Genomic DNA, 16,879 nt, shown 5'->3' on the forward strand with positions numbered 1-16,879 from the left:
GCACACTTGTTGGTGCACAGGCCGAATGATATCAGGCCAAAGCGTATGTGGAGAAGGTTTTGGCTGTCGCTCGCTTCATATTTGTCGCGCTGATCGTGCTGGCCGTTGGAACGGCTGGTATTGGTCACACTGCGGCCTATGAAGGCGGGAGGACGGCCATCTCCGTAGATGGCTCCGACATTGATGCTCACAGCTCTCATTCAACCGAGGGAGGCGTCGCAAGCGACACCTCTGACGCAGGCGACTGCTCCGATGCGGGGCCCTGTGTCGGCTGCGCCACCCATTGCTCAGCAATGGCTGTTTTTGATCCATTGTCGAAGACCACAAGCTTTGGTCCTGAGCGATTGTTAGTGATGCCACACGAGCAATTGCTTGCGAGCGATACTGCGACGCTAGAACGTCCGCCTCGAACGATCTGACCGAGCTGCGTCCTTCTGTGGGCGCTGTCCGTCAGTTGTCCGATCGCTCCATCTTGAATTGAATTCCATGAAACGCTTGCTCACGGGCGCGCTTGCCGCGTCAGTGGCTGGCTGCGCGGGTGCACCTTACACGGCTGCGCCCCCGCCGCCGGCTGCCGTGCCGACGCTTGCTTCGGTCTCGCTTCCTCAATCTTCCCCGACGGGCGGATATGTTCACCGCGTCCCGGTCGAACCGGATCCGCCGCGCTCTGTCACGCCCCCGGAAGAGGGGTTTGCACGGCCGAGGGTTGGGTCATGACCCGCTGGTCCCGTGCAGCGAGTGCTGTGACTCTCGCCGGGTTCCTTAGTGGCTGCGTTTCCGCCGCGGAGTTTCCCATCGATCGGGGATTTGCCGCCGTCAGCGCCGGCGCCGAGCCGGTCACGAAGTCCCGAAGTGTTTGGGCGACGAATGCGGTCCAGCAGGCACAGAACGAAGCCGAGGTGCACTCACTCGTGACAGACCGCACCATCGACGCCGATACGGCGGTGCGCGTCGCTCTTTTGAACAACCAGGATCTGCAGGCGGCTTATGCGGACCTTGGCCTCTCGGTAGCCGCGCTCTGGCAGGAGAGCTTGCCGGTGAATCCCCGTTTGTCGCTTGGGGTCAATACCACTACCGACATTCTGACCCAGGCCGTCGAAGGCGCCGTGATCGCCAATGTCCTATCCTACGCCACACGCGGACGTCGTGTGGCCATCGCGGAAACGCGCGTTCGCCAGGCGCAGCAACGCGCCATCGAAGCCACTTTGCGGCTCGCTCATGAGACACGACGTGCTTACTACGAAGCGGCAGCGGCGTGGGGAGTTGTCATCGAGCTGAACCGTGCGCTTGTCGCGGCGGACGCCGCCGCAGAATTGGCGGCCGAGCTCGGTAAAACCGGCGCTTTCTCCAAAGTCGAGCAAGCACGTCAGCAGGCCTTCTACGCGGAACTCACCTCCGAGAAGGCCCGTGCAGTGATGGCAGCCCGACTTGCCAAGGAGGAGCTGACGCGTCGCCTTGGGCTTTGGGGTGCCCGGCTTTCCTACGAGGTTCCAAATGGCCTGCCGCCTCTGCCCCGTTCAATCCCCGATCAATCCGCCATTGAACGGTTGGCGCTTCAAAACCGCGCCGACCTCAAGATCGCGAAGCTGGAGCTTGAAGCGCTGGCGCGCAGTTATGGCCTTACGAAAGCGACCCGGTTCGTCACCGACCTTGAGGTCGCCGCAGGGCTGGAGCTCGAGCGCGAAGAAGAGGTGGACGAAGGTGATACCACGGTTACGAATCGTCTGACGCCCCGGCTCGAAGCGGATTTCGCGATTCCAATCTTCGACACGGGAGACGCACGCCTCAGAACGGCGGAGCTCAAAATCATGCGGGCGACAAACCTCCTTGCCGCCCGCGCCGTGGCCGTGCGCTCGGAGGCTCGAGCTGCACATACCGCGTACCGGGGTACCTACGACATCGCCAAGCACTACCGTGACGCTGTCGTTCCGCTGCGCAAGACCGTCGAGGACGAGGCCGTCCTGACCTACAACGGCATGATCACCAATACATTCGATCTGCTGGCCGATACCCGTGCGCGCATCGAGTCCGTGAGGGCTTCGCTCGAGGCACGGCGGGACTTCTTCCTCGCGGAGGTCGATGTCGCGGCGGCGATCTGGGGTGGTGGTGTTGCCGGTTCTGAACCCGCCGAAACCGAGGTTGCAGAAGCCGAAGGAGACGAAGAATGACCGATCGTTCGAGTGCCACCGGCATGTCACGGCGCCAGATCCTGGGCGCAGGTGCTGCAGCCGGAGCTCTGGTATCCACCGCAGCATGGTCGCGCACGACCAACATGAGCTTGCCTGATGCGCCGCTGATGGAAAGTTCGGCCACGCAGGCCCCGGTGAGACCGACGGCGGGACTTCCATACAATCCGGTCTGTACGCTGAACGGCTGGTCGCTTCCGTTCCGCATGAACGGCAATGTCAAGGAATTCCATCTCGTCGCCGAACCGGTCGAGCGCGAGCTTTCCGACGGCACGATCGCGCATCTCTGGGGCTATAACGGTCAGTCGCCGGGGCCGACCATCGAAGCGGTGGAAGGCGAGCGCGTCCGCATTTTCGTCACCAACCGGCTTCCGGAACACACAAGCGTGCACTGGCACGGCCTCATCCTGCCGTGTGGCATGGATGGTGTCACGGGACTGACCCAGCCCGGCATTCCGGCCGGCAAGACCTTCGTCTACGAGTTCGAACTGACGAAGTCAGGCACGCATATGTACCACCCTCACGGCGACGAGATGGTGCAGATGGCGATGGGCATGATGGGCTTCTTCGTCATCCATCCGAAGGACCCGGATTTCATGCGCGTCGACCGGGACTATGTGTTCCTGCTGTCGGCTTATGACATCGACCCGGGCAGTTACATGCCCCGCGTCATGGAGATGACCGACTTCAACCTGTGGGCCATCAACAGTCGCGTCTTTCCAGGCGTCGATCCGCTTGTGGCCGCGAAGGGGGACCGGGTCAGGGTGCGTGTGGGCAACCTGACGATGACCAACCATCCGATCCACATGCACGGCTACCATTTCGAGGTGACGGGCACTGATGGCGGTTGGGTGAGGCCCGAGGCGCGCTGGCCGGAAGTGACGATCGACATCCCCGTCGGGGCGATGCGCGCCTATGAATTCGACGCGATCCACGAAGGCGACTGGGCACTGCACTGTCACAAGTCGCATCACACGATGAACGCGATGGGCCACGACGTCCCGACCTTCATCGGCGCTGACAAGACGAACGTCGCCAGAAAGATCCGCCTTATCCAGCCCGAATATATGCCGATGGGCACCAACGGCATGGCGGATATGGCCGAAATGGCGATGCCGATCCCGGACAACACCGAACCCATGATGGGGGGATGGGGCCCCTTTGGCTCAGTGGAGATGGGCGGCATGTTCACGGTGATGAAGGTTCGCGAAGGGCTCGCCGCGGACGATTATTCGGACCCCGGTTGGTTCGATCATCCCCCGGGTACCGTCGCTTACGAGTGGACGGGTTCACTGCCCGAGGTGGCCTCCATGGACGAGGCCGCCACGGTTCCGCCGCAACACGCCGAGCCCGTTCGGCGGGTTGACTGACCATCTCAATAGACGAGGACAAGATGAAGCTTCCTGCTGCTGCGTGGCTCGCCGCCACGCTCATTATCACTCCGGCTACGGCATTCGCCGCTGGCAGTCACTCTGGTGGCCACGAGAATGGCCATTCCGCAGAGGCCGACGCTGATGATCATCACGGGGAGATGGCGATCGGCTCCCCCGGTAAAGCAGCCGAGGTGGTTCGAACGATCCGCATCTCAATGAAGGAAACCGATAGCGGAGCGATGGTTTTCGAGCCAGCGTCCATCGACGTGAAGCGCGGCGAAACCATACGCTTTTCGATTACCAATGACGGGGTACTCGAGCATGAGTTCGTGATGGACGCTTCGCCAGAGATCGCCGAACACAAAGATCTCATGCGGCGGTTTCCTGAGATGATGCACGACGATGAAAACGCAGTGCGTCTCGAGCCAGGCGATGATGGCGAGATTCTATGGCGCTTTACCAATACTGGCAGCTTCGAATTCGCATGCCTCATTCCCGGTCACTACGAGATGGGGATGCACGGTCCACTCACCGTCAATTAATCCCGCAACGTCTTAAGGACATCCTCATGAACAAACTTGCGCTCACTGCAGCATTGATCGGCAGCCTCGTCTTCACTCCAGCCGTTTTTGCGGCTCCGGTATCGAAGGGCGAGGTGACAAAAGTGGACACTCGTCGCAATCGCGTCACCGTCAAACATGGCCCGCTCGACAACCTCGAGATGCCGGCGATGACGATGGTCTTTGAGGTCTCTGACCCGGCGATGATGGATCGCTTAACCGTTGGTCGCGCCATTACATTCACGGCCGATCGTGTCAAAGGGAAGCTCACGATTGTTGAGATAGAGTAAACATAATCGGCGCCGCCAATTTGGCGGCGCCCTCTCTAAGCCTCGGTAGGCGTGCGTACGGCATTAGAATAGTAACGGAGTAAATTCTATGTCAGAGATTTCTGTGGATTCGCGGCTATCCAAGGTTGGGTTATATAATAAGTATAGGTTCAAACTAAATCCTCTTCTTAGAGGCAGGAGTGCATGCACTTTTTTTGCATACGCATTAAATATTACCTGGAGAGTTCAGGTGCTTGCGTGTCTTTTTGGTTTGTTACTATTGATAGTAACGTATGTTAATCTTGAGCTAATAAAATTAACGATCAATTCGGTCATCGACTCCGGTCACTTCCCGATAATTTTTCTTGGAAATAAAATGTCTCAATTAGAGCTGCTAATATTAGCGCTGGCTGCATTGATGTTAGTCTGTCTATTGCTTTCAATAATTCGGTTCTTAGTGAATATCCTTCAAGGTTTGATTTGCGAGCGGACCTTGATTTCTTTGAGACGAAAGATCTACGCTTCGCGGGCGCGAACCAACAGCAAAAAGGTTGGAAATGGGATTATCCCAGTCATTTCACAGGAAATCGAGCCCCTCGGTGGATTTTCTGGTGAAATGATAATTTTGCCGCTAGTCCAGGCGGGAACATTCCTAACTGTACTATTTTTTATTTTTTTGCAGAGTAATGTACTCGGTGTTGCAGTGGTTGCACTCATTCCTATCCAGGTTATTTGGTCGGCCTGGATGCAGAAGAAGCTAAATCGATTTTGGCGACATCGTATTCGTTTGATGCGGCTACTGGCCGTGAGAGCTACGATATTAGCGTCCGTTCCAACGGGCATGGAGCGTATATTTTCTAATATATACGTCAATAGGATGGCAATCTATAGGGCAAAATACTTAATGAAATCGGCAAATTCATACTTTATTGGAGTGTCGTCTTTAGTAGTTATTGGGGTCGGTGGATATCTAGTGATGAGTGATGATTTGACAGTTGGAGTTATCGCCGTGACTCTCGGGGCCCATAAGGATTTGTCTGGATCATTTCGTGAATTGTTGCGTTATAGGCAGATGTGGTGTGACGTATCAGTCAGATACCTTGAGCTGAAAAGGAGCGTAGGGGAAGAATTCGCTGAAGCATGATCTAACTATTAGGGTGTATCAGGTACATTAGGAGGCTAGGATGAGTGTAAGGTGGGGTCTGACTGTAGTCGTGGCATTATTCGTGGGAGGCGTTGCTCATGCCAACGGATCATTGCCCAATGCCGAGGTGGGCGACGGAATCAATATCACGAACGTAACTCTCGATCGCATCGTAGGTGAGAATAAAATAAGAGCTTCATTTGTAGTGGAAAATTCTAGCTCGCAAGTTGTTCGGCTAAATAGTATAACTATATGGGGTGGTGATGCGGTCATTACAGTCGGTGATGTTCCTATAATTTCGTCTCTGCCTGGCCTTTTGATGCGATATAATGAGGAGCTTGACTTCTCTACGTCTCATTTGATGGCAACAGTTGAATCGATTGATGTCGAGCTCGAAGAGCTAGATCATATTGTAGTCGAAATCGAAATTAATGGTGTAAAAAATCAAATAACAGTGCATCGTCGCCTTTGAATGCAAGCTATCGGATGACCCATCCGCATGGATCATTCCGAATATAAGTCGGCGAAAGCGGTAAAATTTGTTACCACTTCTGGAGAAGTGACGATCGCCGACTGAAAGATGAGCCGCCCGATAACCTTGGGCCTGACGTGATGCGGAGGGCCGTATGATCGGAGTGGAGCTGTTGATGGAGATCCGGGTGTTGGCCAAGCATGGCAAAGGTGTGCGTGAGATCGCGCGGGGAAGTGGGCGTCTCGCGCAACACCGTGCGGCGCTATCTGCGGCGGACCTGATCCCGGCGAAGGTGCTGTTTGACGAGATCCGCGGGCGTGGCTACGGCGGCGGCTACACGATGGTGAAGGTGTTCGTGGCGACGCTCAAACGCTCAAACCGGTGCCGAAGCCGGAGCCGGTTGTGCGCTTCGAGACGACTCCGGGTCAGCAAATGCAGGTCGACTGGGCGACGTTCCGGCGAGGATGGAACAGGTTGTCGGTCTTCGTCGCGACGCTCGGCTGGAGCCGGACGGCCGACATGCTCAAGGCCGCCCAGCGCCAGGGCAAACTGAAGGAGGCGACGCACCGTGCGGTCAACGTCTACAAGCTCCTGATCGTTGATGAGATCGGTTAACTGCCGCTCGGCCGCGAGCAGCCCAACCTGTTCTTCCAGGTCGTCGCCAATGGGCTATGTTTATCCGTTCGAGTTATCGGATTGAGATTGCTCGTTCCATAATTGCCCTTATGCGTCAGTCGTTTGCGGCGCGGTAGCCTCTCTTTGTTTTCTGCCGCGAGAGTTCGATGAGTGCGTCGATCGCTGATCCTGCAGACGGGTATAAATCCCGACGCAAGTGACAGCTAACGCCGATCCGTCCCCACTCTCGCACGAGCGCCCATTCTCCGAACAATGTGCGCTGCACGGAGAGAGCGTAGAAGCGGCGCTTGTTGCTGCTCAGATCGATGCACCGTAGGTGCAAATCAGTCGGGAAAAGATCGAGCTGGACTGCCACAGAAACTCCTTTTGAGTGAACGTCGACCGTGCAGCTGAATGGCAATGATCGAGCGTGATCCTCAAGACATTGAAGGCGCATGGCCGCATCTTCCACGGCGAAGATTACTTGGGTCTATTTGCGGCCGGAACGCTTGAATTCAGCCATCTCTCGCAGCGCGCGATGTAGGCGTACAGGGTCGGCTTGGAGATGCCCATCATCGCGACGGTGAGTCTCTTTTCACGATAAAGCTGAACCGCAAGGGCCCGCTTGTCAGCGTCGAGTGCGCTCGGGCGGCCGCCAAGTCGCCGGCGAGCTCTGGCTGCCGCGAGGATTGCGCTCGAGTTCGGCGAGCGCGCCGAAAAGGTGTCGATCGGGGCAACATCACCAAGCGTCTGATGATGTCCTTTATCTATCCGCATTGAACCCAATAATTCAGTGATCTCGAATCTTCGGCGGTTCGTTTAAGCACCCTCTGCGTCGCTTAAGCGGCATCCGTATTCGCACGGACGGCATCTGGTCAAATCAACAACGTCACACTAAGTATGATAAAGTGTGCGTGTCAGTCAGGAGCCGCTTATGTCCGAGATCGAACGGATGACCATCACCGTGCCGGCCAAAATGGCCGCCGCCCTAAAGGCGGTTGTCGCCGAGGGCGAGTATGCCTCGACCAGCGAGGTGGTGCGCGAAGCTCTGCGTGACTGGACCAAAGCACGCGATGTCGAACGCCGCGAGCTTATAGCGCTCCGCGAAATGATCCGCGCTGGTGACGAAAGCGGCCCCAGCGTGCCGGCTGACGAGGTCTACGCCGAGCTGCGCGAGCTCGTCGCGACCCGCCGTAAAGACTCTGCGTGAAACGTCTCGGATATGCGCCAACCGCTTTGGCCGATCTTCGCGACATCGCACTTTATATCGCCGAGGACGATCCGGACCGTGCGCTGAGTTTCGTCGCGGAACTGGAGCGAACGGCGGCGCTGGCCGCGGAGCGCCCGGCGAGTTTCCGCGAGCGATCTGATATCGCGCCGGGGCTGAGGGTCGTTGTGCACGGCCGCTACCTGATCTTCTTTCGGGAGCTGGCCGAGGAGGTTCGCATCGTGCGGGTCCTGCACGGCGCCCGCAACCTTCCGGGGCTGTTTGAGCCATGACCGCGGCGCTTCCCTGAACGTTTGGCCCGTCAACCGCCGCCGGCTGACCGGACATAGGCGTAGAGTGTCGGCTTCGAGATCCCCATCATCGTGCAGATCTTGGTGACCGTGAGCTTCTTCTCCCGGTAGAGCTGCACCGCCAGCGCCTGCTTGTCGCCATCGAGGGCCGGCGGGCGGCCTCCGAGGCGCCCACGTGCACGGGCGGCGGCAAGCCCCGCCTGGGTGCGCTCGCGGATGAGGTTGCGCTCGAACTCGGCGAGCGCGCCGAAGAGGTGGAAGGTGAGCTTTCCCGTCGAGGTCGCGGTATCGATGCGCTCGGCCAAGCTCTCCAGTGCGACACCCTGCTCTTCGAGATAGAGCGCCCAGGTGATGAGGTCTTGCAGCGAGCGACCGAGCCGGTCGAGCCGCCACACCACCAGCGTATCGCCGGCGCGCAAGAGCTCCTTCGCCTTCTCGAGCCCCGGCCTCGCCGCCACCGTTCCGCTCGCCTTGTCGACGAGGATCTTTTCGCACCCCGCCTTCTGGAGCGCGTCGCGCTGCAGATCGAGGTTCTGCTCGATTGTGGAGACCCGGGCGTACCCGATCTTCATGGGTGGCTCCTCAGGAAGGAAGACAACCCATTCGAACCGCAAAATTCTTAACGTTGATTTCCTGACCGGGTATTTTTCCGGTCATCCGGCTGAAACGGCCTCGTCGAGGCGACCTGGCTCGACCGGCAAGAAACCGTCCGTTTGTTTTCCTGCCGAGGAGTTTCGGTAGTTGCTGGTGGTCGCGGTCTGCCGGCACGCCCAGCTCTGGAAGCAGCCCTGGGCTGCGCCGCACGATGGGGTTCACGTAAAGATGCCCGCGACGCGCGTACCAACGCCCGAGCGTCGCCGCGAGGCCGGTGACCAGGATGACCGAGCCCCACAGGTACCCAAGCCCCAGCGAGCGATCCATCAAGTCGGAGACCTCCGTACCCGCCGTGGTGGTGACGATGATGGCGAGCCAGAACAGGAGCGGGTGGTAGCGCCGCGCCCCGATCTGCGCGGTCAGGATGACGGTCAGCGCCGCGAAGGTGATGGCGAACCCGACATAGTGCCGAAGTTCAAGGTCATGGAGATGTAGTCCCCCGCCGTCTCGCCGAGCGTCGTGGCAAGGACCTTCATGATTCAGAAGGCGAGGGTGACCTCAGCGATCTTGTTGAAGGTGTCGTCCGGCAGTGTGGCGGCTTGGTCGCTCATGGCAGTCCTCATGTGTGCTCGCCTCTGACAAGCCTTCGCGGCCGGTCGTCCCATGGGACCGGCCGCGTCCGTATGCAGAAGGCGCTGCTCCTTAGGAGCGCTCGCCCTCGTGGTCGCGATCGTCGTCGTCCAAGCCCTTCTCCAGGATGGCGCCAGTGTTGGCGTCGATCTCCATCTCGGTGAGCTGGTCGCCCTTCGCGGTTTCGACCTCGATCACCACGCGGCCGTCCTCCTCGTCGTACTCGGCTTCGAACGCGGTTCCGTCGGTATCGGCAACGGCCTTGGCGAGCGCGTCGGACAACGTCAGTTTGGCGCCCCGGAAGGCTGCGTACTCGTCTCGGTCCTCGTCGTCGGTGGCGTTGGAGGATATGAAGGTGCCGTCGAGGCCGAAGCGCATCTCGGCGAGCTCGTCGCGGTCGGTGATCGTCTCGGAGGCGGCGTACGCTCCAGCGCCGAGCGCAGCGACGCCCAGCGGCACGGCAAGGGCGATCGCGATGGTCTTGCGGTTAGTCATAGTTGTCTCCTTGGCTTGCCGGCAGGCCACCGCTCGTGTCACCAAGGTGGCGATCGGGCCTCCACGAGGCGTTGCGGGGACTATACGGTTTGGTATCGGAGCAGGGTTGAAGCTCCACTCGCTGGAGGTTGTACGACCTGCGTCGACGATCCACAGCCGTTGGCGGAACCTTGATCCACGTTGTTTTGCAAGCTTGCCCAGGCAGCTCGCTTCCGCGCTTTAGAAGCAGTTGCCTCGCCGTCCACGGGGAGAGCCACTGATGCTTATGTGGCCGTTGGGGCTCGGTATCGCGGGTGCGGCTTTTCTTGCCGATCAGCTCACCAAGCATCTCGTGCTTGCGAACGCCGCAGCGATCTTGCCGGCCGTTCCGATCGTGCCGGGGCTTAACCTCGTGCTGGTGCGCAACACCGGGGTGACGTTCGGCTTCCTCGCCGACCTGCCGGCATGGACCCTTGCGGCGTTCGCAGGCGCGGTCGTGATCTGGCTGGCGGTCTGGCTCCGGCGCTCCGGCTCACCGCTCACCTCGGTGACGCTCGGGCTCATGATCGGTGGCGCGCTCGGCAACACGCTCGACCGGGTGCGGTTCGCGGGCGTCACGGACTTCATCGATGTTTACCTCGGGAGGTATCATTGGCCCGCGTTCAATTTGGCGGACGTGGCGATCGTGTCGGGCGTCCTGCTGCTCGTCGCGCAAAGCCTCCTGCGCAGCTCGCCGGCAACCGACGACGCGGTGGGCGGGCGCTGATCGTGACGACTCGTCGAGCCCACCACCCGAAGGGTCGCCTCGTCGGGATCGACGTCGTCCGCGGATCGGCGATCATCGGCGTCGTCCTGTTCCACCTGGTCTGGGATCTCGACCTTTACGGATACATTCCAGACGGCCTCGCAACCCATCCCGCCTGGATCGGTTTCGGGCGCACCCTCGCCGCGACCTTCATGGCGCTCGTCGGCGTCGGTCTCGTCCTTGCGCATCGCGATGGGTTTCATGTCCGGCCGTTTGCAAGACGCGTTCTCGTGATCGCGCTGGCCGCCGTCGCCGTGTCGGTGGCGACGTACTTCGCGTTCCCGGCCGCTTTCGTCACCTTCGGCATCCTTCACGCGATCGCCGTTGCCAGCGTGTTGGGAGCCATGCTGCTGCGCCTCGGTGCGGCGAGCCTGGCTCAGCTCGGGATCTTCGTCGTCCTGGTCGGTCTCATGGGTTCCTTCGATGCGTTCAACTCAAGATGGCTCGCTTGGATCGGCCTTTCCTCGGTGACGCCGCCGAGCTTGGACTTCGTGCCGGTGTTTCCCTGGTTCGGCGCGACCCTGCTGGGCATGGCGGCGGCGAAGGGCGGCTTCGCCGATGCCTTGGAGCGGGGGCTCTCAAGCGTTCGCGACAGGCGTCCCATCCGCGGACTGCGTCTGGCCGGACGCCACAGCCTGGCGATCTACCTCGTCCACCAGCCAGTGCTTCTGGGCTCGATCGAGTTGACGAGGCGGCTGGTGTGATGGCGTCCGATCGTTCCGCAGCTACCCTTCGAGCACACGTCGGATCTTCGGCACGGCGAACTCCCTCGGCTCGTGATAGTCGATCGTCGTGACGAACCGTCCGCTGCCGTCGAACACAAACACGCTGGCCGTGTGGTTCATCGTGTAGCTTCCGTTTGAGGTGGGCACCTTCTCGTATCGCGCCCGAAAGTCGTCGGCGGCGCGGGCGATCTCGTCCGGCGAGCCCGTCCAGCCCCGGATGGCGGGGTGAAAGGCCCCGACGTATCGCGCCATCGTCTCCGCGGTGTCACGTTCAGGATCGACCGTGATGAATACGACGTTCAGGCGTTGCGCATCGGCCTCGAGGGCGTCGAGCCACCCGGTGATGTCCGCGAGGGTCGTCGGACAGACGTCCGGGCAGTAGGTAAAGCCGAAGAAGACCATCGACGGCCGGCCGGACAGCGTCTGCGGTCCGACGCTGCGACCCTCATGATCAATGAGGCTGAAGCTCATCTCGTCGAGCGGCAGCGGGAGCGCTGCCGCCGGCGCAGGCTCCTGCGCGCCGGGACCATCGACCTGCCACCAGCCGATGAACAATGCGAGGATGAGCATGGCGGCGAGCGCTACACCACTAAGAACGAGGCCCCGCCGCAGCGGGCCGCTCAGCCTCGTGCGGCGCGCTAAATCTCCATGGTGTGCCATCACGCTCCGGCTCCTTCGACTTCAGCCCCGACGAGCGCCCGCAGCTCCGCCTCCCCGAAGGGATCGAGGCGCTTGCCGTTGACGAAGAAGGTCGGGGTCGCTCTGACCCCGACGGCCTCCACGTCCTCGCGGTCCTGGTTGATGATTCCCGTGGTCCCGGGAAAGAGCATTTCGTCTCGCGCGGCCTCCGCATCCAGACCGGCGGCGGCTGCGATCTGGAGGAGCTGTCCGGGATCCGGTGCCGCATGCGAAGCCCAGCGCTGCTGCTCGCGCAGCAACGCTTCGAGCACCGGCTCGAAAACGCCTTGCATCCGCGCGGACTCCAGGACGCGGATGGCTTGCTCGGACGCCGCGCCGTGGAACGGCGTGTAGCGGATGACCACACGCACGGCCTCGCCATGTCGCGCCATGATGTCCTTCACGATCGGGTGGTACGCCCGGCACGCCTCGCACGCCGGATCGAGGAACTCGACGATGGTCACCGGTGCATCCTGCGGCCCGAGGACCGGCGAGTGGAACCGAACCAGCCGCTCCGCGACCTCCCGGTTTACCGGCTTGGCCTCGGCGACAGGGGAAGGGCGCGTGACGGACCATGTGGCGGCAGCAAATGCCGCAAGCGCAACGGCAAGAGCGCCGAGGATCAAGGACCTACGGACCATGGTTTGGTCTCCTGGTGTGGACCGTGCAGAGCGCCGCGATCACGCCAAAGGCGACGAGCGACAGCAATGGAAGGGGAACGCCGAGCACGAGCTGGTTGTCGTCCGTGCAGGACGGGCCGCCGGCGGCGCAGGGCTCGATCCGCGCCGGAACGAGGCCGAAGTAGAGACCGACGTGCCAGAGCGCGATGGCACCGCCGCCGAGCGCGAGAAGGGCGCCGTAGCGTCCGACAGTCCGGTCGCGCCACCACAGCCCTGCGCCGAGGATGATGGCCAGCGGGAACATGAAGGCGCGCTGGAACCAGCACAGGACGCATGGCGCCTGCCCAAGAACCTCGCCGACGAAGAGCACCGCCAGCGAGGACACGAGAGCGACGAGCCACGCCAGGGCGAGCGCGAGGTCGGTGCCGACACGGTTCCCCATCAGGACACCCGATCCCGGAGATCGGCGACGACCTCCTCGACCGGCGTGCCGTAGGCGTAGGACGTCACGTAGCCGGCCTCGGGGCCGAACAGGAACAGCTGCGAGGAATGGCTCATCGTGTAGCCGTCCGGCGCCGCTGCCTCCTCGAGCCGTTCGTAGTAGATCCTGAACGTCTTCGCCGTCCGGGCGATCTGGTCAGCGGTCCCCGTCAAGCCTACGATGCGAGGGTCGAAGCGCGGCACGTAGCTCGCCAGCTCGGCGACGGTATCGCGCTGCGGATCGATCGTGATGAAGAGCGGCCGAACCCTATCGGCCTCCTCGCCGAGGCGATCCATCACGATCGACACGTCGGCGAGCGTCGTGGGGCAGATGTCCGGGCAGTTCGCGAACCCGAAGAACACGAGCATCCAGTTGCCGGCGAAGTCCTCGTCCGAACGGACCGTTCCTGCGTGATCCGTGAGCTCGAAATCTGCGTGGAACGGCGGCTCGCTCCGGGCTTGCTGCGCAGGCTCCCGCCCGCTCGTCCACACGAGGAGCGCGGCATAGGCGATCGCTCCCGCGCCGGCGAGTGCCCAAAGGACCTTTCGAATGATTGCCAGCCGCACGTCTAACCCGTGGTGATGGAAGCCTGGCCGTCCGGACGGGGGCTTCTACGGTTCGCGGGCGGCTGTTCTGCCGTGACGTCCCGATCCGGACGGAAGATAAGCAGGCGCAGCGCATTCACGGTGACGAGCACCGTCGCTCCAGTATCGGCGAGGATCGCGATCCAGAGGCCGGTCATCCCCGCGACCGTGGTGACGAGGAACACCGCCTTCAGCCCGAGCGCGATCGCGATGTTCTGGCGAATGTTCGCCATGGTGGCTCGGGCGAGGCGGATCATGCTCGGCGTGCCCGTGACGCGGTTGCGCAAGATCGCCGCCTGCGCGGTCTCCAGCGCCACGTCGGTGCCCGACCCCATGGCGACGCCGACGTGAGCGGCCGCGAGCGCGGGCGCATCGTTGATGCCGTCACCCACCATCATCACCCGATCGCGAGACGTCATCTCCGCGATCGCCGCGAGCTTGTCCTGCGGCAGCAGCTCGGCGCGATGGTCGATCCCCAGGCGGGACGCGACGGCCGCCGCGGTTCGCGAGTTGTCGCCGGTCAGCATGACCGACGCGATTCCCATGGACGCGAGCTGGCGCACCGCGTCGGCCGCGTCCGCGCGCGGCTCGTCGCGTATTGCGATGAGCCCGAGCGGCATTGCGCCGCGCATCAGGATCACGACCGTCTTGCCCTCGGCCTCCAGCGCGGCGACCTCGCCCTTGAGCGGCTCAGTCATGAGGCCGCGCTCCTCGGCAAGGCGGGGCGAGCCGATCGCGACCGTCTCGCTCCCAATCTCGGCCTCTGCGCCCCTGCCGGGAAGCGCGCGCGCGTTGGCGCACGGCACCGGAGCGACCCCCGCCGCCTCAGCCTCGGCGCGGATCGCCGTGGCGAGCGGATGGCTGGCGCCGCTTTCCACGCCCGCGGCCAGTGACAGGACTTCCGCCTCGGTGCCGGCCAGCGCCACGAGGTCCGTCACGTGGGGCTGGCCGTTCGTCAGCGTCCCGGTCTTGTCGAACGCTGCCCGCGTCGTGCGGGCCGCGGCCTCGATCACGGCACCCCCTTTCATCAGAAGGCCGTTGCGGGCGCCGGCCGACAAGGCCGAGGCGATAGAGGCCGGGACGGAGATGACGAGCGCGCAGGGGCAGCCGATGAGGAGGAGCGCGAGCGCGCGATAGATCCACTCGCCCCACGGCCAGCCGAACGCGAGTGGCGGCACCAACGCGACGAGCACCGCAGCGGCGACGATGGCCGGCATGTAGTACCGGCTTAAGCGGTCGATGAAGCGCTCCGTCGGAGCGCGTGCGCTCTCGGCCTCCTCAACGAGCCGAATGATGCGCGCGATGGTGTTGTCGCCCGCCGCCCTGACGACCTTCACCCGCAGCGCCGCCTCCGCGTTGATCGAGCCGGCGAAGACGTCCGCCCCGGGTTCCTTGAGGCCGGGTACGCTCTCGCCGGTGACGGGGCTCTCGTCGACGCCGGACACGCCTTCGATCACGGTCCCGTCGCACGGCACGCGATCGCCCGGGCGAACCAGCACCGTGTCGCCGATATCGAGCGTCTCGGCCGGAACCTCGCGTGTGCGTCCCTCCACCTCCAACAGCGCGGTCTTCGGCACCAGGTTCGCCAGCGCGCGGATGCCTTCCCGCGCCCGGCCCGCGGCGAATCCCTCCAGGAGCTCGCCAACCGCGAACAGGAAGACGACGAGCGCCGCCTCCTCCGCCGCGCCGATGACGAGCGCCCCGGTCGCGGCGATCGTCATCAGCATCTCGATGGTGAAGGGCATTCCCGCCCGAGCCGTGGCGAACGCGCGCCGCGCGATGGGCAAAAGGCCGATGACCGTGGCGAGGATAAAGGCCCACTGCGCGACCTCGGCGGCGAGGACGAGCTTGGTCGCCCAGGCCGCGGCGAGAAGCGTGCCCGTGGCGAGCACGAACCGACCCTTCACCGTCCCGTACCAGGCGGTGTGCGAGGCGTTCGCATCGGGTTGCACCGGGCGCGTCGGGGCCGGCTCGCCGTGCGTCCCCCTGCCCGGTGCGGGGCGCTCGCCGCTTTGCCGCACCGCCACGCCATCGTCCGGGCTTGGCGCAATAGCATAGCCGAGCGCGCGGACGGCGGCCTCGACCCGCGCGGCGGGAGTCTGCCCCTCGTCGAGGGAGAGATGCAGACGCTCGGTCATCAGGCCGATGTCGACGTCGGCCACACCGGGCAGCCGCTCCACGGCGCCACGAACCTTGGCCGCGCAGGATCCGCAGTCCATTCCCGTGACGCGCCATTCACGCCGGACTTTGATGCCATTCATCGAGGTTCCCCGATCGCGAGAGTGCCGTTCGAGGAGAGAATGGGACCTTCAGCGGCTGAAGCTTCAAGTCCCCACGCACATGTGTCAGCCGAGCCAGACATCGAGGAACAGCATGACGACAAGGCCGACCGACAGCCCTAGCGTGGCCTTGTTCTGATGGCCGCTGCGGTGCGTCTCCGGGATGATCTCGTGGCTGATGACGTAGAGCATCGCCCCGGCCGCGAACGCGAGACCCCACGGAAGGAGCGGCTGCGACAAGGTGACGACACCCGCGCCGAGAACACCGCCGACCGGCTCCACGAGCCCGGTCAGAGCCGCGATGCCCCACGCCCTGATCCTGCTGTACCCCTCGCCCAGAAGCGACACGGCGACCGCGAGACCCTCCGGCGCGTTCTGCAGCCCGATCCCGATCGCGAGGGGCATTCCTGCGGTCAAGCCGTCCGCGCCGAAGCCGACGCCGACGGCGAGGCCCTCGGGGAAGTTGTGGATCGTGATCGCGATGATGAACAGCCACACGCGCCGCAGCGAGGCCGCTTCCGGTCCTTCCCGTCCCGACTTGAAGTGCTCGTGAGGCAGCCGGTCGTTCATGAGCGCCACCGCGCCCATGCCCAGAAGGATCGCGACGCAGACGATGGCGGCAGGCGCTGCGCCGTTGTCGAACCGAGGCTCGGCTGCGTCGAGGGCGGGAATGATGAGGGAGAAGAACGAGGCCGCCAGCATCACGCCGGCGGCGAAGCCGAGGGACAGGTCCCGTGTGGCGCGCGACGGCACCTTGCCGAACAGGACGGGCACGGCTCCGACCGAGGTCATGAGTCCGGCGGCGAGGCTCCCTAGGAAGCCGAGCGTGACGGGGGACAAGGGGTCCAAGCTTTACGCCTTTCGGAACTGAC

At 62.8% G+C, this 16,879-nt stretch carries 22 protein-coding genes; 11 read left to right on the plus strand and 11 right to left on the minus strand.

What is annotated here, in order from left to right; all coding sequences use genetic code 11:
• Nucleotides 1-713 precede the first annotated feature (713 nt).
• The 7 genes from BIX52_RS21235 to BIX52_RS24115 all read left to right on the plus strand — a co-directional run bounded on the left by BIX52_RS21235 (nucleotide 714) and on the right by BIX52_RS24115 (nucleotide 6,619).
• A complete protein-coding gene (locus BIX52_RS21235) occupies nucleotides 714-2,168 on the plus strand; it encodes a TolC family protein (protein WP_075223116.1) in 1,455 nt (484 codons plus the stop codon).
• Nucleotides 2,165-3,556, plus strand: a complete 1,392-nt coding sequence (locus tag BIX52_RS21240) for a multicopper oxidase family protein (protein ID WP_245803259.1) — start codon at nucleotides 2,165-2,167, stop codon at nucleotides 3,554-3,556. The genes BIX52_RS21235 and BIX52_RS21240 overlap by 4 nt, the downstream gene beginning before the upstream one ends.
• A 23-nt stretch (nucleotides 3,557-3,579) precedes the next feature.
• Nucleotides 3,580-4,101 (plus strand): cupredoxin domain-containing protein, encoded by a 522-nt coding sequence (locus BIX52_RS21245; RefSeq protein WP_075223117.1) that lies wholly within the window; start codon nucleotides 3,580-3,582, stop codon nucleotides 4,099-4,101.
• A 26-nt stretch (nucleotides 4,102-4,127) separates the two neighbouring features.
• Complete coding sequence (locus BIX52_RS21250; protein WP_075223118.1) at nucleotides 4,128-4,409, plus strand: copper-binding protein; 282 nt, start codon at nucleotides 4,128-4,130, stop codon at nucleotides 4,407-4,409.
• An 88-nt stretch (nucleotides 4,410-4,497) separates the two neighbouring features.
• Nucleotides 4,498-5,532 (plus strand): ABC transporter ATP-binding protein, encoded by a 1,035-nt coding sequence (locus BIX52_RS23070; protein WP_139312838.1) that lies wholly within the window; start codon nucleotides 4,498-4,500, stop codon nucleotides 5,530-5,532.
• A 70-nt stretch (nucleotides 5,533-5,602) separates the two neighbouring features.
• Nucleotides 5,603-6,004: a hypothetical protein gene (locus BIX52_RS23075; RefSeq protein WP_139312839.1), complete on the plus strand. Its 402-nt coding sequence runs from the start codon at nucleotides 5,603-5,605 to the stop codon at nucleotides 6,002-6,004.
• Between the two features lie 402 nt (nucleotides 6,005-6,406).
• Nucleotides 6,407-6,619: a hypothetical protein gene (locus tag BIX52_RS24115; protein WP_205647873.1), complete on the plus strand. Its 213-nt coding sequence runs from the start codon at nucleotides 6,407-6,409 to the stop codon at nucleotides 6,617-6,619.
• 115 nt (nucleotides 6,620-6,734) lie between these two features.
• Here the strand turns inward: BIX52_RS24115 and BIX52_RS21255 are convergent, their stop codons facing one another.
• Complete coding sequence (locus BIX52_RS21255) at nucleotides 6,735-6,995, minus strand: WGR domain-containing protein (protein WP_245803260.1); 261 nt, start codon at nucleotides 6,993-6,995, stop codon at nucleotides 6,735-6,737.
• Between the two features lie 558 nt (nucleotides 6,996-7,553).
• Between BIX52_RS21255 and BIX52_RS21260 the strand changes: the two genes are divergently transcribed.
• Both BIX52_RS21260 and BIX52_RS21265 read left to right on the plus strand, forming a co-directional pair.
• Nucleotides 7,554-7,829 carry a ribbon-helix-helix domain-containing protein gene (locus BIX52_RS21260; protein ID WP_075223120.1) on the plus strand — a complete coding sequence of 92 codons (276 nt, stop codon included), beginning with the start codon at nucleotides 7,554-7,556 and terminating at the stop codon, nucleotides 7,827-7,829.
• A complete protein-coding gene (locus BIX52_RS21265; protein ID WP_075223121.1) occupies nucleotides 7,826-8,119 on the plus strand; it encodes a type II toxin-antitoxin system RelE/ParE family toxin in 294 nt (97 codons plus the stop codon). Before BIX52_RS21260 ends, BIX52_RS21265 begins: the two co-directional genes overlap by 4 nt.
• Before the next feature lie 29 nt (nucleotides 8,120-8,148).
• Here BIX52_RS21265 and BIX52_RS21270 read toward each other — a convergent pair whose 3' ends face one another.
• From BIX52_RS21270 to BIX52_RS21280, 4 genes are all read right to left on the minus strand, one after another.
• Nucleotides 8,149-8,709 (minus strand): recombinase family protein, encoded by a 561-nt coding sequence (locus tag BIX52_RS21270; protein WP_075223122.1) that lies wholly within the window; start codon nucleotides 8,707-8,709, stop codon nucleotides 8,149-8,151.
• A gap of 10 nt (nucleotides 8,710-8,719) precedes the next feature.
• A complete protein-coding gene (locus tag BIX52_RS23790) occupies nucleotides 8,720-9,058 on the minus strand; it encodes a COG4705 family protein (protein WP_245803261.1) in 339 nt (112 codons plus the stop codon).
• Between the two features lie 104 nt (nucleotides 9,059-9,162).
• The gene (locus BIX52_RS24120; RefSeq protein WP_205647872.1) at nucleotides 9,163-9,267 is read right to left on the minus strand and encodes a COG4705 family protein; all 105 of its coding nucleotides are present in this window, start codon (nucleotides 9,265-9,267) and stop codon (nucleotides 9,163-9,165) included.
• Between the two features lie 166 nt (nucleotides 9,268-9,433).
• Nucleotides 9,434-9,856, minus strand: coding sequence for a PepSY domain-containing protein (locus BIX52_RS21280; protein ID WP_075223124.1), 423 nt, complete (start codon nucleotides 9,854-9,856; stop codon nucleotides 9,434-9,436).
• A gap of 259 nt (nucleotides 9,857-10,115) precedes the next feature.
• Here BIX52_RS21280 and lspA point away from each other — a divergent pair, with 259 nt between their 5' ends.
• Nucleotides 10,116-10,601 (plus strand): signal peptidase II, encoded by a 486-nt coding sequence (lspA, locus tag BIX52_RS21285; RefSeq protein WP_245803262.1) that lies wholly within the window; start codon nucleotides 10,116-10,118, stop codon nucleotides 10,599-10,601.
• Between the two features lie 2 nt (nucleotides 10,602-10,603).
• A complete protein-coding gene (locus BIX52_RS21290; RefSeq protein WP_075223126.1) occupies nucleotides 10,604-11,344 on the plus strand; it encodes a heparan-alpha-glucosaminide N-acetyltransferase in 741 nt (246 codons plus the stop codon).
• Nucleotides 11,345-11,365: 21 nt separating this feature from the next.
• Here the strand turns inward: BIX52_RS21290 and BIX52_RS21295 are convergent, their stop codons facing one another.
• The 6 genes from BIX52_RS21295 to BIX52_RS21320 all read right to left on the minus strand — a co-directional run bounded on the left by BIX52_RS21295 (nucleotide 11,366) and on the right by BIX52_RS21320 (nucleotide 16,856).
• Nucleotides 11,366-11,935: an SCO family protein gene (locus tag BIX52_RS21295; protein WP_108676647.1), complete on the minus strand. Its 570-nt coding sequence runs from the start codon at nucleotides 11,933-11,935 to the stop codon at nucleotides 11,366-11,368.
• Between the two features lie 89 nt (nucleotides 11,936-12,024).
• Nucleotides 12,025-12,684 (minus strand): DsbA family protein, encoded by a 660-nt coding sequence (locus BIX52_RS21300; RefSeq protein WP_075223127.1) that lies wholly within the window; start codon nucleotides 12,682-12,684, stop codon nucleotides 12,025-12,027.
• Nucleotides 12,674-13,105, minus strand: a complete 432-nt coding sequence (locus BIX52_RS21305; RefSeq protein ID WP_075223128.1) for a disulfide bond formation protein B — start codon at nucleotides 13,103-13,105, stop codon at nucleotides 12,674-12,676. The genes BIX52_RS21300 and BIX52_RS21305 overlap by 11 nt, the downstream gene beginning before the upstream one ends.
• Nucleotides 13,105-13,710 (minus strand): SCO family protein, encoded by a 606-nt coding sequence (locus BIX52_RS21310; RefSeq protein ID WP_211098210.1) that lies wholly within the window; start codon nucleotides 13,708-13,710, stop codon nucleotides 13,105-13,107. Before BIX52_RS21310 ends, BIX52_RS21305 begins: the two co-directional genes overlap by 1 nt.
• 2 nt (nucleotides 13,711-13,712) lie before the next feature.
• The gene (locus BIX52_RS21315) at nucleotides 13,713-15,989 is read right to left on the minus strand and encodes a heavy metal translocating P-type ATPase (protein ID WP_211098211.1); all 2,277 of its coding nucleotides are present in this window, start codon (nucleotides 15,987-15,989) and stop codon (nucleotides 13,713-13,715) included.
• A gap of 84 nt (nucleotides 15,990-16,073) precedes the next feature.
• Entirely contained in the window at nucleotides 16,074-16,856 is a 783-nt protein-coding gene (locus BIX52_RS21320) for a ZIP family metal transporter (protein WP_075223129.1), read from the minus strand.
• Between the last annotated feature and the right edge of the window lie 23 nt (nucleotides 16,857-16,879).

The organism is Acuticoccus yangtzensis (assembly GCF_001927245.1).
Lineage (GTDB): Bacteria > Pseudomonadota > Alphaproteobacteria > Rhizobiales > Amorphaceae > Acuticoccus > Acuticoccus yangtzensis.

Coding starts and splice junctions, on each gene's coding strand:
- BIX52_RS21245 (WP_075223117.1), top strand. CDS start 3,580: ATGAAGCTTCCTGCTGCTGCGTGGCTCGCCGCCACGCTCATTATCACT.
- BIX52_RS23790 (WP_245803261.1), bottom strand. CDS start 9,058: ATGGATCGCTCGCTGGGGCTTGGGTACCTGTGGGGCTCGGTCATCCTG.
- BIX52_RS21235 (WP_075223116.1), top strand. CDS start 714: ATGACCCGCTGGTCCCGTGCAGCGAGTGCTGTGACTCTCGCCGGGTTC.
- BIX52_RS21305 (WP_075223128.1), bottom strand. CDS start 13,105: ATGGGGAACCGTGTCGGCACCGACCTCGCGCTCGCCCTGGCGTGGCTC.
- BIX52_RS21315 (WP_211098211.1), bottom strand. CDS start 15,989: ATGAATGGCATCAAAGTCCGGCGTGAATGGCGCGTCACGGGAATGGAC.
- BIX52_RS24120 (WP_205647872.1), bottom strand. CDS start 9,267: ATGAAGGTCCTTGCCACGACGCTCGGCGAGACGGCGGGGGACTACATC.
- BIX52_RS21270 (WP_075223122.1), bottom strand. CDS start 8,709: ATGAAGATCGGGTACGCCCGGGTCTCCACAATCGAGCAGAACCTCGAT.
- BIX52_RS21260 (WP_075223120.1), top strand. CDS start 7,554: ATGTCCGAGATCGAACGGATGACCATCACCGTGCCGGCCAAAATGGCC.
- BIX52_RS21295 (WP_108676647.1), bottom strand. CDS start 11,935: ATGCTCATCCTCGCATTGTTCATCGGCTGGTGGCAGGTCGATGGTCCC.
- BIX52_RS21250 (WP_075223118.1), top strand. CDS start 4,128: ATGAACAAACTTGCGCTCACTGCAGCATTGATCGGCAGCCTCGTCTTC.
- BIX52_RS21240 (WP_245803259.1), top strand. CDS start 2,165: ATGACCGATCGTTCGAGTGCCACCGGCATGTCACGGCGCCAGATCCTG.
- BIX52_RS23070 (WP_139312838.1), top strand. CDS start 4,498: ATGTCAGAGATTTCTGTGGATTCGCGGCTATCCAAGGTTGGGTTATAT.
- lspA (WP_245803262.1), top strand. CDS start 10,116: ATGCTTATGTGGCCGTTGGGGCTCGGTATCGCGGGTGCGGCTTTTCTT.
- BIX52_RS21280 (WP_075223124.1), bottom strand. CDS start 9,856: ATGACTAACCGCAAGACCATCGCGATCGCCCTTGCCGTGCCGCTGGGC.
- BIX52_RS21300 (WP_075223127.1), bottom strand. CDS start 12,684: ATGGTCCGTAGGTCCTTGATCCTCGGCGCTCTTGCCGTTGCGCTTGCG.